Annotated in this window: 10 protein-coding genes; 9 read left to right on the plus strand and 1 reads right to left on the minus strand. The window is 64.4% G+C overall.

From position 1 onward, the window contains the following. The first annotated feature begins 141 nt into the window (after nucleotides 1-141). On the plus strand, nucleotides 142-891 hold the full coding sequence (locus MnOB_RS21015; protein WP_077526163.1) for a tetratricopeptide repeat protein: 750 nt from the start codon (nucleotides 142-144) through the stop codon (nucleotides 889-891). Between the two features lie 98 nt (nucleotides 892-989). Next, nucleotides 990-1,598, plus strand: coding sequence for a flavin reductase family protein (locus MnOB_RS21020; RefSeq protein ID WP_077526164.1), 609 nt, complete (start codon nucleotides 990-992; stop codon nucleotides 1,596-1,598). A 128-nt stretch (nucleotides 1,599-1,726) separates the two neighbouring features. On the opposite strand, the gene MnOB_RS21025 is transcribed toward MnOB_RS21020, so the two are convergent. Further along, nucleotides 1,727-4,414, minus strand: a complete 2,688-nt coding sequence (locus MnOB_RS21025) for a cation-transporting P-type ATPase (RefSeq protein ID WP_077526165.1) — start codon at nucleotides 4,412-4,414, stop codon at nucleotides 1,727-1,729. A 261-nt stretch (nucleotides 4,415-4,675) separates the two neighbouring features. Between MnOB_RS21025 and MnOB_RS29825 the strand changes: the two genes are divergently transcribed. The 7 genes from MnOB_RS29825 to MnOB_RS21065 all read left to right on the plus strand — a co-directional run bounded on the left by MnOB_RS29825 (nucleotide 4,676) and on the right by MnOB_RS21065 (nucleotide 14,661). Continuing rightward, nucleotides 4,676-6,640, plus strand: a complete 1,965-nt coding sequence (locus MnOB_RS29825; protein WP_077526167.1) for a HAMP domain-containing methyl-accepting chemotaxis protein — start codon at nucleotides 4,676-4,678, stop codon at nucleotides 6,638-6,640. A gap of 90 nt (nucleotides 6,641-6,730) precedes the next feature. Next, nucleotides 6,731-7,351 (plus strand): glutathione S-transferase family protein, encoded by a 621-nt coding sequence (locus tag MnOB_RS21040; protein WP_077526168.1) that lies wholly within the window; start codon nucleotides 6,731-6,733, stop codon nucleotides 7,349-7,351. Nucleotides 7,352-7,465: 114 nt separating this feature from the next. Next, nucleotides 7,466-8,398, plus strand: coding sequence for an ABC transporter ATP-binding protein (locus tag MnOB_RS21045; RefSeq protein ID WP_077526169.1), 933 nt, complete (start codon nucleotides 7,466-7,468; stop codon nucleotides 8,396-8,398). Continuing rightward, entirely contained in the window at nucleotides 8,395-9,174 is a 780-nt protein-coding gene (locus tag MnOB_RS21050; protein WP_077526170.1) for an ABC transporter permease, read from the plus strand. The genes MnOB_RS21045 and MnOB_RS21050 overlap by 4 nt, the downstream gene beginning before the upstream one ends. 115 nt (nucleotides 9,175-9,289) lie before the next feature. Continuing rightward, nucleotides 9,290-10,306: an efflux RND transporter periplasmic adaptor subunit gene (locus MnOB_RS21055; RefSeq protein WP_077526171.1), complete on the plus strand. Its 1,017-nt coding sequence runs from the start codon at nucleotides 9,290-9,292 to the stop codon at nucleotides 10,304-10,306. After that, nucleotides 10,303-13,362, plus strand: coding sequence for an efflux RND transporter permease subunit (locus MnOB_RS21060; protein WP_077526172.1), 3,060 nt, complete (start codon nucleotides 10,303-10,305; stop codon nucleotides 13,360-13,362). Before MnOB_RS21055 ends, MnOB_RS21060 begins: the two co-directional genes overlap by 4 nt. Nucleotides 13,363-13,728: 366 nt before the next feature. After that, nucleotides 13,729-14,661 carry an esterase/lipase family protein gene (locus MnOB_RS21065; RefSeq protein WP_199824577.1) on the plus strand — a complete coding sequence of 311 codons (933 nt, stop codon included), beginning with the start codon at nucleotides 13,729-13,731 and terminating at the stop codon, nucleotides 14,659-14,661. Nucleotides 14,662-14,664: the final 3 nt, after the last annotated feature.

Below are 14,664 nucleotides of genomic sequence, written 5' to 3' on the forward strand. Positions count from 1 at the left end.
TGTTTTCTCTGATTTTCAGGAACGCTATCGGAAAAAGGTGCTTTCGGCCGTTCGCGGGGGCAGCCGGGAACTTCAGGGGGTTGGTCAGGGTCGGATTTCGCCGCGATCTTCCACCCATGACTCCAGGTGAGAGCACCCTCGATGCAAGCCAAGTCCCTCTTGTCGATCCTGACGCTCTCCCTTTGTACGGCCGCTGCGCTGCCGGCTTATTCGGCGGATCGTCGGGTAGCTCAACCGAACAACGGTGCTTCGGCCGCCCTGCTGGAGGCTGCTTCACTGCAACTGGAGTTCGGTGAGGTGGAGCAGGCTGACGATACGTTGGAGCGTGCCTTGCGGATCGAGCCGAACAATCCGGCGACTTTGCATTACCTGGGGCAGGTTCGCTTCCAGCAGGGGCAGTACGCGCAGGCCGTCGCGCTGGCCATGCGTTCCAATGCGCGGGTGGGCAATGATCCCGGGCTGCGCGAGCGCAATTTCCAGTTGATCGAGTCGGCCCGGCAGGCGATGGGACCGGGTGTATCGACTGGGTCCGAGGTGGAAGTGGAGCGGGATGAAGAGGCCGAGGTCCGCGTCGGCCTCGACCAGGACGTGCAGGCGCGGCAGGTGGCCGGTATTGCCGCCGGTGGGCTGGCGGCGCCAGCGGAGGGCGAATTCCTGGCCGATTCGCAGGCGGGCGATTGGCAAGGCCGAGGTGACGGTGGCCTCCAGGCTGCGTCGTACGGCAACCCGCCGGCCGATGATGAGGTGCGTATTCCTCGTGGACACATGCCGCCGCCGGGGCAGTGCCGGATCTGGTTCCCGGATCGGCCCGCGGGTCAGCAGCCGGCTCCTGGCAAATGCAAGAAGCTGCAGGGAAGGATTCCCCCAGGGGCTTATCTGCTGCGTGGCTGACGCCGGGCGCGAGAGCTTCGCCAGCACCCAAGGCGTCTGTGTCGCCGCTCCCACCGGCAGGGCATAATCGCCGTTTTCTCCCTGCTGGAGTCTCATTCATGCAGCTCGATTTCTCCAAGCTGGCACCGCTGGATGCCTACCGTTGGCTGGCCTCCACCATTACGCCGCGCCCTATCGCCTGGGTTTCCACCCTGTCGAAGGAGGGTGTGAGCAACCTGGCGCCGTTCAGCTTCTTCCAGGTCATCAGCGATGATCCGGCGACCTTGCTGGTGAACATCAATACGCGCGGCGACGGCCAGCTCAAGGACACCCTGCGCAACGTGCAGGAAACCGGCGAACTGGTGATCCAGCTGGTTTCCTTCGAGCAGGCGGAAGCGATGAATGCCAGCGCAGCCTGGCTGCCCCACGGCGTGAGTGAGTTCGAGACCTGTGGCATCGCCATCGAGCCCTCCGTGCGTGTGCGGGCACCGCGGGTGCTCGGCGCGCCGGTTTCCTTCGAGTGCCGTGTGGCCGAGATCCAGCCCTATCCGCGTGGCAATCCCAACTGCCACCTGGTTTTCGCCGAGGTGCTGCTGGCACACATCGATGACGCGGTGCTGACCGAAGCGGGCCGGGTGGATCCGCAGCGTCTGGATCTGGTGGGGCGTCTGGGCGGTAGTGCCTACACCCGCACCCGCGAGACTTTCAACATGGTGCGGCCGACCTGAGCCGCACCTTCATCGCTACCAGTAGCGCGTGGCCAGCTCGCGCCCCTGGCCGGTGGACGTAAGCCGGCGCTGCGAATCGATGTTCCGCAGCGCCGCCGTAAGCGATCCATGCCTCGGGGTCTTGGCGACTACTTTACCCGTGAGCCTTTTCTGCCAGCGATATAGTGGCGCACCCACTTGTCGGCCTCCACGACCGCGCAAGTCGCCACGGCCGTCCCGAGGCACCAGCTCCAGCCTTCCACGCTCATGCTGTTGGTACCGAACAGCTGCTGCAACGCCGGCACGTAAGTGAACGCCAGTTGCAGCAGCACCATCAGGCCCACCATGCCCCAGACCATCGGGTTGTCCTTGAAGCTGAAACTCGCCGGGCCGTTCAGTCTCCGACTGCTGAACAGATAGCCGATCTCGCCGAATACCAGGGCGTTCACCGCCAGGGTGCGACTGGCCTCCATGCTCCAGCCCAGCTGCTGGGTGTAGATGAACAGGCCCAGGCTGGCCAGGGTCAGCAGTACCGAAACCAGCAGGATCAGCCAGAGCAGCTCGCCGGACAACAGCGGCGCCTTTGGGTCCCTCGGCGGGCGCGCCATGAGGTTGTCCTCGGCCGGCTCGAAGGCCAGTGCCAATGCCAGGGTGACGGCGGTGATCATGTTCACCCAGAGGATTTGCAGCGGCGTGATGGGGAGCGTCAGGCCGAGCAGGATGGCGGTCAGCAGGACGATCGCCTGGGCGCCGTTGGTGGGAAGGATGAAGAGAATGGACTTCTTCAGGTTGTCGTAGACGGTGCGACCTTCCTCCACCGCATGGGCGATGGTGGCGAAGTTATCGTCGGCCAGCACCATCTGAGCCGCCTCCTTGGCGGCCTCGGTACCCTTGATGCCCATGGCGATGCCGATGTCGGCGCGCTTGAGGGCTGGGGAGTCGTTGACTCCGTCGCCGGTCATGGCGACCCGCTCGCCGATTGCCTGCAAGCGCTCCACCAGGCGCAGCTTGTGGCTCGGGCTGGTGCGGGCGAATACGCTGGTTTCCTTCAGCAGGGCATCGAGTTCGGCGTCGGTCAGGTCATCCAGGTCGGCTCCGGTCAGCGGGTTGCCTGCCGGCAGGCCCAGGCGCTCGGCGATTGCCGCGGCCGTGGCGGCATGGTCGCCGGTGATCATCTTCACGTGGATGCCCGCGCTGTGGCATTCCTCGATGGCGAGGATGGCTTCCTCGCGCGGCGGGTCCATCATGCCCACCAGTCCCAGCAGCACGAAGCCGTTGTCCAGGTCGGCGTGGTCGAGTTCGTGCTGGCCGCTACCGGCAGTGCGGCGGGCGAGGCCAATCATGCGCAGGCCGGAGGCGGCGCCTTCGCCCAGCACGTCGTCCCAGATCCGCGGGTCCAGCGGCTCGGCTGCGCCGTCGCGCCATTGCCAATCGCAGACTTCCAGCAACCGCTCGGGCGCACCCACCAGGTAGATCACGCCCTGGCCGCTGTCGTCGCGGTGCAGGCTGGCCAGATAGCGGCGCTCGGAGCTGAAGGGGATGGCGTCGACCCTGGGACGAAGCGAGGCTTCCTCATCCGAGTCGAGCTGCAGCTTGCCGGCCAGGGTGAGCAAGGCGGCTTCGGTGGGGTCGCCGGTGATGCACCACTGGCTGCCCACCTCGCACAGGCTGGCGCTGTTGGCGAGCAGGCCGGCGCGAGCCAGTTCGTGCAGGTCATGGGCCAGGTCGAGAGTGGGGCTGACGTCGCCTTCGGGCGCGTATCCCACCCCCGAGACTTCGTAGCGGCGGGCGGCGGTGTAGACGCGCTGCACCGTCATCTCGTTGCGGGTCAGGGTGCCGGTCTTGTCGGAGCAGACCACGGTCACCGCGCCCAGACTTTCCACGGCTGGCAGGCGACGGATGATCGAGTTGCGGCGGGCCATGCGCTGCACGCCCAGGGCCAGGATGATGGTCAGCACCGCCGGCAGGCCCTCGGGGATGGCGGCCACGGCCAGGCCTACCGCAGCCATCAGCATGTCGTCGGCGCTGTAGCCGCGCAGCAGGATGCCGAAGATGAAGGTGGCGGCCGCCAATACGAGGATGATCAGAGTGAGCTGGCGGGCGAAGCGCGCCATGTCCGCCAGCAGCGGCGTCTGCAACTGCTCCACTGAACCCAGCAGGTGGCTGATGCGGCCCAGCTCGGTCGCGCCGGCGGTGGCGACCACCAGACCGACGCCGCTGCCGGCGCTGACCAGGGTGCCGGAGTAGGCCATGCTGTGGCGGTCGCCCAGGCTGGCATCTGGGGTCACCGGTTGGCTGGTCTTGTCGGAGGGGAGGGATTCGCCGGTGAGCGCCGCTTCCTCGATGCGCAGGTCGCGGGTTTCCAGCAGGCGCAGGTCCGCCGGTACGCGGTCGCCGGCCTCCAACAGTACCAGGTCGCCCGGCACCAGCTCCTCGGCGGGGATCTGCCGAACTTCGCCGCCGCGCTTCACCCGGCTGTCCAGGGTCAACAGTTTCTGGATGGCGCGCATGGCCGATTCGGCCTTGCCTTCCTGGATGAAACCCACCACGGCATTGATCAGCACCACACCGAAGATCACCGCGCTGTCCAGCAATTCGCCCAGGGCCAGGGTGACCAGGGTGGAGGCCAGCAGCACATAGATGAGCAGGTTGTGGAATTGCAGCAGGAAGCGCTTCAGGGGCCCTGCGCCGGCCCGTTCGGGGAGACGGTTGGGACCGAAACTGGCCAGGCGACGTTCCGCTTCCTCCATGTCCAGCCCGGTTGGCCTGCTGTCCAGCTGCTGCAGGCTGGCTTCGGCGGTCTCGGCGTGCCAATGGGTAGCTGATGGGGCGGTCATGGGGTCCTCCTTGGCGAATCCTGAGTCAAGCCTAGTTTCCCGGCGGGAGTCCTTTATTGGCCTGGGTCAGTTCCTGGTTTTTTGTAGGAAGAATAGAAAGCTATCCAGAAACGACCTCCAGTTAGCCAAAAACAGCACGGCCCGTGGGAAGGCAGGATTGTGGCTTGTCGCCACCATGCGCCAGCTCCTATGGTCGCCCCTTCGGGGAAGCGGATAGCAGATCGCGTCCATGCGGTTGTCGCCTTGCGGGGAGGTAGGAGCATGTGGACTGTCTTGCAACGCAGGCTGGCGAGCCTGAGCACTGCCAACAAGTTGATGCTGGGGTTCGGCGTCGTCCTGGCGCTGACCCTGGTGGTGGCGGCCACTGGCTTCACCGCCTTGCGCGCGGTCGACGGCAGGGCGCTTTTGCTGGAGGAAATGCGCGCCATCAGCAGCGATGTGCTGGTGATTCGGCGCACGGAAAAAGACTACGCCCTGACCGCCGACGCCAAGCATGCCGAGACGCTGCGCCAGCAGGCCGAGGCCATAGCCGCCCGCAGCGAGGCGCTGGCCGTGCAGCTTTCCGGTCCCGGTCGCGAGGCCCTGGGTGAAGTGACCCAGGCCATGGCCGAATACCGCCAGGCATTCGACCGCTACGTGGAACTCACCGACAACCAGCGCCTGGCGCTCGACGCGGCCAACTGGCTGGTGGTCAGCGCATCCAACAGCCTCGACGTGTTGCAGAGCGGCCTGAACGAGGATGGTGTCGACCTGCTGAAGAGCTCCCAGGGCGCACAGGGCGGTGACCTGGTAACTCAGGGTGGGCAGATCGGTCGTGTCTACCAGCTACTTCTGCAGGCGCTCAACCAGGCCCGCTTGCGCCTGGAACAGAGCCGGGGCACGGAAGAAGCCAGCGCCCCGCAGATCCAGGAAGCGCTGGACGCGCAGAAGCTCGCCGCCGAGTTGCGCGACGCCATGCAGGACCCCGGCTACGCCGCCGTACTTACCGAAGTCATCGGCAACGTCGACTCCTTCAACGAACGCCTCAAGGACTACACCGCCACCCTGGCCCAGCAGCGTCAGGAGTACGCGCACCTGGCCGCCCAGGCGGACCGCGTGGTGCAGGCTGTGGAACGGGCCTATGAACTGCAGAAGGCCGACATGCGTACCCAGCAGGCATCCAGCTCGCTGCTGATCCTGTTGGCGGCGGCCCTGGCCCTGGTGATCGGCCTGGCCGCCACGGTGCTGATCAGCCTGCTGATCGTCCGGCCGTTGCGCCGCGTCATTGGGTTGGCCCGGCAGATTGCCGAGGGCGATCTCAGCGCCAGCATCGAGGTGCAGCGGCGTGACGAGATCGGCCAGTTGATGGAGGCCATGGCCGGCATGTCCGGCAATCTGCGGGACATGGTGGGTCGCCTGCAGGGCGGGGTGGCACAGATTTCCGCTTCGGCCCAGTCGCTGTCCAGCGTCACCGAGCAGACCCGCGTGGGCGTGAATGGCCAGCGGGAAGAAACCGACCAGGTGGCCACGGCGATGAGCCAGATGGCTGCCACCGTGCAGGAGGTGGCGCGCAACGCCGAGGCTGCAGCCAGCTCCACCGAGGCGGCGGACAACCGTGTCAGCAGTGGCAACCAGGTGGTGCGCCAGACCCTTGAGCGCGTCAACCAGTTGGCCCACGCCATGGAGGAAACCACGTCCAGCATCCAGCGCCTCAGCCAGGACACGCAGAGCATCGGCACCGTGCTGGATGTCATCAAGAGCGTCGCCGAGCAGACCAACCTGCTGGCGCTGAACGCCGCCATCGAAGCGGCGCGCGCAGGCGAGCAGGGCCGTGGTTTTGCCGTCGTGGCGGACGAAGTGCGGGCGCTGGCGCGACGGACCCAGCAGTCCACTGCCGAGATCGAACGGCTGATCGCCACCTTGCGTGAGGGTGTGCGCAGCTCGGTGGAGCACATGCAGCAGAGCGAAAACCTGGTGGGCCTGACGGTGCAGGACGCCAACCTGACCGAAGAGGCACTGGCCGGAATCGCCGAAGCGGTGACCCTGATCCATCAGATGAACCAGCAGATCGCCGCGGCGGCCGAACAGCAAAGTGCCGTGGCCGAGGAGATCAATCGCAGCGTCACCAGCATTCGCGATATTGCCGATCAGTCGGCCGTGGCCATGGATGAAACCGCAACCTCCAGCGTCCAGCTCGCCCGCCTGGGGCAGGAGCTGCAAGGGATGGCCGGCCACTTCCGGCTTTGAGCCCCGCGCAAGTCTGGAGGATTCGGCATTCCGTCACCCGGCATCGCGCCCTAGAATGGTGCCCCTGTCCAACCGGCCTGGAGTGTCGCAATGCTGAAGATCTGGGGGCGAATCAATTCCACCAACGTGCGCAAGGCGCTCTGGTGTGCCGAGGAAGTCGGCGTCGCCTATGAACAGCTGGACGCCGGTGGCGCCTTCGGCCTGGTCAATGAGCCGACGTATCGCGAGCGCAACCCCAACGGCCTGGTGCCGATGATCGAAGATGGCGACCTGGTGCTCTGGGAGTCCAACGCCATCGTCCGCTACCTGGCCGCGCGCTATGCCGCCGGCAGCCTCTACCCGGAGTCGCCGATGGCGCGCGCCGAAGGGGACAAGTGGATGGACTGGGCCACCTCCAGCTTCGCCACGCCGTTTCGCGACCTGTTCTGGGGCACCCTGCGCACGCCGCCGGCCGAACGCAATCATGCAGCGATCGAGGCGGCACTGACCCGCTGCGGTCAACTACTCGCCATTCCCGAGCGGGCCCTGGCCGAGCGTCCCTACCTGTCAGGTGAACGCTTTGCCATGGGTGATATTCCCCTGGGCTGCTTTGCCTATGCCTGGTTCGAGATGCCGGTCCTGCGCCCTGAGCTGCCCAACCTCGAAGCCTGGTACGAGCGTCTGAAAGCCCGGCCGGCCTATCGAAAGGCGGTGATGACGGCACTTACGTGATCCGGCTCGCCGATCCGGCTCCAGGAACCTAGGCTGATGTGCAGCGTTTAACAGTTGAATTTGCTGGCAATCAGCCTTATCTAGCCCCTTCCTTCTGAAGCAGACGAATCCATCATGAGCTCCGCTCTGACCATCCGGCAGTTGACCAAGACCTACGGCAATGGCTTCCAGGCCCTCAAGGGCATCGACCTGGACGTGGCCGAAGGTGATTTCTTCGCCTTGCTCGGCCCCAACGGCGCGGGCAAGTCCACCACCATCGGCATCCTGTCCACCCTGGTGAACAAGACCAGCGGCAGCGTCAGTGTCTTCGGCAATGACCTGGATAAATCGCCCTATGCGCTCAAGCGCTGCCTCGGCGTGGTGCCCCAGGAATTCAACTTCAACCAGTTCGAGAAGGTGTTCGACATCGTCGTCACCCAGGCGGGCTACTACGGCATTCCGGCGCACATCGCCAAGGAGCGCGCCGAGCAGTACCTGACTCAGCTCGGCCTGTGGGAGAAGCGCAACTCGGCTTCCCGCGAGTTGTCCGGCGGCATGAAGCGCCGCCTGATGATCGCCCGCGCGCTGGTCCACCAGCCGCGCCTGTTGATCCTCGACGAACCCACCGCCGGCGTGGATATCGAGCTGCGCCGTTCCATGTGGAGCTTCCTCACCGAGCTCAACGAGCAGGGCATCACCATCATCCTCACCACGCACTATCTGGAGGAGGCTGAGCAGCTCTGCCGCAACATCGGCATCATCGACCACGGCCGCATCGTCGAGAACACCAGCATGAAGGAGCTCCTGAAGAAGCTGCACAAGGAGACGTTCCTGCTGGACCTCAAGGAGCCCCTGGAAGTGGTACCGCAGCTCAATGGCTACCCCGCCGAGCTGGTGGATGACCACACCCTGGAAGTGCAGGTGGAGAAGACCCAGGGCCTGACCGAGCTGTTCCGTCAGCTGGCCGCCCTGAACGTCGATGTGCTGAGCATGCGTAACAAGTCCAATCGCCTCGAGGAGCTGTTCGTGTCCCTGGTGGAGAAAAACCTGGCGAAGGTGGCCGTATGAGTTCGGAATTGCGCGCCAACCTGGTCGCCCTGGAAACCATCGTCTACCGCGAAGTCCGCCGTTTCACGCGCATCTGGCCGCAGACGTTGCTGCCCCCGGCCATCACCATGGCCCTGTACTTCGTCATCTTCGGAAACCTGATAGGCAAGCAGATCGGCGCCATGGGCGGCTTCAGCTACATGGACTACATCGTCCCCGGCCTGATCATGATGTCGGTCATCACCAACTCCTACAGCAACGTGGTGTCGAGCTTCTTCGGCAGCAAGTTCCAGCGTTCGGTGGAGGAGCTGCTGGTATCGCCGGTGTCGCCGCACACCATCCTGCTCGGCTATACCATCGGCGGCGTGCTGCGCGGGCTGGCGGTGGGGCTGATCGTTACCTTCCTGTCGCTGTTCTTCACCAAGCTCACGGTGCACCACATCGGGGTGACCGCGCTGGTGGTGCTGCTGACTGCCACCATCTTCTCCCTCGGTGGCTTCATCAACGCCGTGTACGCGCGCAACTTCGACGACATCTCGATTGTCCCGACCTTCGTGCTGACCCCGCTGACCTACCTCGGTGGGGTGTTCTACTCGATCAACCTGCTGCCGCCGTTCTGGCAGGCGGTTTCCCTGGGCAACCCGATCCTGCACATGGTCAATGCCTTCCGCTACGGCATCCTCGGTGTGTCCGACATCAACATTGGCGTTGCCATCGTGCTGATGCTGATCACCATGGCCATCCTCTACGTCGCCTGCATCCGCCTGCTGGTGAGCGGGCGCGGGATGCGCCAGTAAGCCGGGAAACATAGCGACACAGACTGGCGTTATCCTCTGTAATGACGCCCGTGGAAGTCTGCCGAAACAGTCGGCAGACTTCCTTCCCCCCTTTCCCTTGCCGCAGAGGCCCCGGATGACGTTCCCTCGCACCGCCTGGCTGTTGTTCGGGGCGCTCGCCTCGTTGTCCGCCGTCGCCCAGGAGGCGCCGCTGGTGGAAGTAGCCGAGCCGCAACGGGCGCTGGTGCGTGATGAACTGGTGACCTTCGGTTCCCTGCGTTCGGATGAGTCGGTGATGATCCGCCCGGAAATCGAGGGAAGGGTGGCCCGCCTGCATTTTCGCGAGGGCGAGATGGTCAAGGGCGGCGAACTGCTGATCAGCCTGGACGACGCCATCGCCCGCGCTGAGCTGGCTCAGGCCCAGGCCAATCTCGACCTGGCGGAAAAGAGCTACGAGCGGGCCAAAATGCTGTTCTCCCGTGGCGCCAGCAACGCCCAGGCGCAGGACGAATCCCAATCCCAGCAACAGGCCGCCCGCGCCAGCCTGGCCCTGGCCCAGGCGCGCCTCGACAAGACCCAGATCCGCGCGCCCTACGACGGCACGCTCGGCCTGCGCCAGGTCAGCGTCGGCGACTACCTCAGCGCCGGCCAGGACATGGTCAACCTGGAGGTACTGGACCCGCTGAAGGTGGATTTCCGCATACCGCAGAAAGCGGTCAGCCAGGTGCGCATCGGCCAACCGGTGGAACTCAGCCTGGATGCGTATCCGGGCGAGCGTTTCCGGGGCGAGATCATCGCGCTCAATCCGCGCCTGGATGAAGTGGGACGCAGCCAGGCAATTCGCGCGCAGGTCGGCAACCGGGACCATCGCCTCAAGCCCGGCCAGTTCGTCAAAGTGTCGGTGATCCTCGCCGAGCGTCCGCAGGCGTTGCTGATCCCCGAGGAAGCGGTGATGCCTGTGGGGCAGCAGTTGTTCGTCAATCTGGTGGTGGGCGGCAAGGTGGAGCGGCGCGCCATCAAGATCGGCCAGCGCCTGCGCGGCAAGGCCGAGGTTCGTGAAGGCCTGCAGGGTAACGAGCAGGTGATTACCGCGGGCTGGCAGAAGGTCAGTCCCGGACTGGAGGTCCGCACCGTAGCGCGAGGTGGGGCATGACCCTCTCTGATGTGTGCATCCGCAGGCCGGTATTCGCCACCGTCCTGTCGCTGATCCTGGTCCTGCTCGGGCTGCTGGCCTACCAGCGCCTGGCGGTGCGGGAATATCCCAACATCGACGTGCCCATCGTCACCGTCAACGTCATCTACCCCGGCGCCAGCCCGGAGATCATGGAGTCCCAGGTGGCGCAGCCCATCGAGGACGTGCTCTCCGGCATCGAGGGGCTGGATTTCGTGGCGTCCATCAGTCGCTCGGAAAATACCCAGATCACCGCGCAATTCCGCCTCGGCACCAATGCCGACGAAGCCGCCAATGACGTGCGCGACCGCCTGGGCCGGGTGCGTGGACTGCTTCCAGACGAGATCAACGAACCCATCGTGCAGAAGGTCGAGGCCGACGCGCAGCCGGTGATCTGGATCGCCTTCTACAGCGAGCAGCATTCGGCGATGGAGATCACCGACGTGCTGGAGCGGGTGATCCGCGACCGCGTGCAGACCATCCCCGGCGTATCCGAGGTGCAGGTTCGCGGCGCCCGGCGCTTCGCCATGCGCATCTGGCTGGACCCGGAAAAGCTCGCCGCCCATGACCTCACCGTGCAGGACGTGGAAGACGCGCTGCGCCGGCAGAACGTGGAGATTCCGGCCGGGCGCATCGAGTCTGTGCAGCGCGAGTTCAGCGTGCTGTCGGAAACCGATCTGCGCACACCCGAGGAATTCAACGACCTGATCCTCAACGACCAGCGAGGCTATCTGCTGCGGCTGGCCGACGTCGGTCACGCCGAGATCGGCGCGGCGGACGTACGCAGCATCGTGCGCTTCAATGGCCGCGCGGCGGTCTCCCTGGGGCTGGTCAAGCAGGCCACGGCCAACCCGCTGGAAATCTCCGATGGCCTCAATGCCGCGTTGCCGGAACTGCGGACGTTGCTACCCGACGGCATGAAAATGACCATCGCCAACGACAACTCGCTGTTCATCCGCGAGTCCATCGACAACGTCTACACCACCATTTGGGAAGCGGTGGTGCTGGTGATCCTGATCATCTTCCTGTTCCTGCGCTCCCTGCGCGCGACCCTGATTCCGCTGGTGACTATTCCTGTGTCGCTGATCGGCGCCTTCAGCCTCATGGTGCTGCTGGGCTTCTCCATCAATACCCTGACGTTGCTGGCCATGGTGCTCGCCATCGGTCTGGTGGTGGACGACGCCATCGTCGTGCTGGAGAACATCCACCGGCACATAGAGGAGGGCATGTCGCCGATCCAGGCCGCCTACAAGGGCAGTCGGGAAATCGCCTTCGCGGTGATCGCCATGACCCTGACCCTGGCCGCCGTGTACGCCCCCATCGGCTTCATGCAGGGCACCTCGGGCAAACTCTTCACCGAATTTTCCTGGACACTCGCCGGCGCGGTGCTGGTGTCGGGCTTCGTCGCGTTGACCCTGTCGCCCATGATGTGCGGGCAGTTGCTCAAGCCCCATGCCGAGCAGAAGCACGGCCGCCTCTACAACCTGGTGGAGTCCTTCCTCCATGCGCTGACCTACAGCTACCGCCACCTGCTGGAACGGATGCTGCGTGCCTGGATGCTGATCATCCTGCTGCTGGCGGGCATCCTGGTGTTCTGCCTGATCCTGTTCAGCGGCCTGCGTAGCGAACTGGCGCCCACCGAGGACACCGGCACCATAGTCGGCTCGATCAACGGCCCCGATGGCGCCACCATCGAATACACCAGCCGCTACGCGAAGTTGCTGGAAGAGGCCTACAAATCGATCCCCGAAGCCAATCGCTACATGGTGGTGGTGGGCTTCCCCACCGTGGCCCAGGGCCTGTCCTTCCTCAAGCTGGAGGATTGGGACTCCCGTGGCCGCAGCCAGTTCGAGATTCGCGACGAGCTCCTGCCCAAGCTGCGTGACATACCCGGCGTGCGCGCCTTCCCGATCAACCGGCCACCGCTCGGGCAGAGCGCGCGCAACCAGCCGGTCAACTTCGTCATCCGTTCCTCGCTGGAGTACAGCGAGCTGCAGAAGTACGTCGACCAGCTGATGGAGCGGGTGCGCGACAACCCGGCGCTGGAAAGCCTGGACAGCGACCTCAAACTCAACTCGCCGCAGCTCAAGGTCACGGTCAACCGCGAGCAGGCGGTGGCAGTGGGCACGGACACCGCCGCGATTGGCCGCAGCCTGGAAAGCCTGTTCGGCAGTCGCCAGGTCACCCGCTTCAAGCAGAATGGCGAGCAGTACGACGTGCTGGTGCAGCTGGCCAACGTCGACCGCAGCAATCCGGACGACCTCAATCGCGTCTACGTCCGCGGCCGCAACGACAGCATGGTGCAACTGGCCAACCTGATCGATGTGCGGGAAACCGTGGCGCCTCGCGAACTCAACCACTTCAACCAGCTGCGCGCGGTGACGGTGACGGCGAACGTCGGCTCCGGCTACACCCTCGGCGAGGCGCTGGATTATCTGGAAGAGGCGGCGCGCGCGGTGTTCCCGTCGGACACCCAGTTCGACTACACCGGCACCTCGCGGGACTTCAAGGATTCCAGCACCGGCGTCGCGCTGATCTTCGCCCTGGCGCTGGTGTTCATCTACCTGGTGCTGGCGGCGCAGTTCGAGAGCTTCATCGATCCGCTGATCATCCTCTTCAGCGTGCCGCTCTCCATGGCTGGCGCCTTGCTGGCGCTGACCCTCTTCGGTGGCACCCTGAACATCTACTCGCAGGTGGGGATGGTCACCCTCATCGGCCTGATCACCAAGCACGGCATTCTCATCGTCGAGTTCGCCAACCAGTTGCTGCGCCAGGGCATGGACCTGCATGAGGCGGTGATGGAAGCCTCGGTGAAACGCCTGCGGCCGATCCTGATGACCACCGGCGCCATGGTCCTGGGCTCGGTACCGCTCGCCATCGCCTCGGGCGCTGGCGCGGAAAGCCGTCAACAGATCGGCATGGTGATAGTCGGTGGCCTGCTGGTGGGCACCTTCTTCACGCTCTTCGTGGTGCCGACGCTCTACCAGCAAGTGCGCCGCTGGAAGCCGATTCACAAGCTGGAAGCGGCGACGGCCTGATGGGCATTCGGCTGTTCTTCAAGGGACCGTCTCGCTTCGCAGGATAAGCGCTTGCGAACAGACGCCAGTGTCTGGCTCTCACCTATGCGAAACATGAAACGACAGCATTGAAAACTGCCGTTTCATGTAACTCATCGCGCCCCCCGTCCTGATCGCGAACATGTCGAACTCTTTACCCCCTTGTTTGGAGGGGGGAGGGTCGCACCTGAATCAAATACCTTGCTGAAATGATTGCCAGAACGAACTTCAGCAAAGGAGGTACTCGCGACCAGGCCACCAACTAAAAACTGCATTCCAGAACTACAAAAATAAAAAACCAGAGGGAATGAAATGAATAAGCATGTTGGCAAGCTGCTTGGCGCCGCAATGCTCACCGCCGTCACCATCACCGCCGCCCTGCCGCTGTCTGCGCAGGCCGCATGTTTCAGCCTCACCGGTCAGTGCGGCTATACGAAAACCCAATACCCGATCGTGCTGGTACATGGTGCGCTCGGTTTCGACAAGATCGGCTTGCTCGATTACTGGTATGGCATCCCTGATCAGTTACGCGCCTATGACGGCGCCGACGTCTATCTGACGCAAGTGTCCGCCTCCAACAGCCATGAAGTGCGCGGCGAACAGTTGCTGCTTCAGGTCCAGCAAATTCTCGCAGTCACCGGCAAGTCCAAGGTCAATCTCATCGGCCACAGCCAGGGCAGCCCGACCGCGCGCTATGTCGCCTCGGTGCGACCGGACCTGGTGGCTTCAGTCACCAGCGTGCACGGGGCCAACGGCAAGGGGGAGGCCGTAGATGCGATTCTCGGCATTACACCTCCGGGAATGGCCGGCGATGCCGTGCAGTCGCTATCCAATGGCCTCACGCAATTGATCGGCATTCTCTCGAACGACGGCGGCTTGCCACAAAACTCTGCAGCCTCGCTTCAATCCCTGAGCACCGCCGGCTCGTTGGCATTCAACGCCGCGCATCCAGAAGGCATCCCGACCACCGAATGCGGCGAAGGGGCTTATCAGGTCAATGGCGTGAAGTACTTTTCCTGGGGAGGTGCGCAGGCGTACACCAACACCGCCGATGCCATCGATCCAACCCTGGCATTGGTATCGCTGGTCTTCCGGGGAGCGAAGAACGATGGCCTCGTCAGTAGCTGCGCCCAGCATCTGGGCAAAGTCATTCGCGATGATTACGGCATGAACCATATGGATGCGATTAACCATACGGCGGGCCTCGTGAACCTCTTCGAGACCAACCCGATCACGCTGTATCGGCAACACGCAAATCGTCTGAAGAATGCGGGTCTGTAGCGG

It is taken from the genome of Metapseudomonas resinovorans (assembly GCF_002003485.1).
In the GTDB taxonomy this organism is placed as follows: domain Bacteria; phylum Pseudomonadota; class Gammaproteobacteria; order Pseudomonadales; family Pseudomonadaceae; genus Metapseudomonas; species Metapseudomonas resinovorans_D.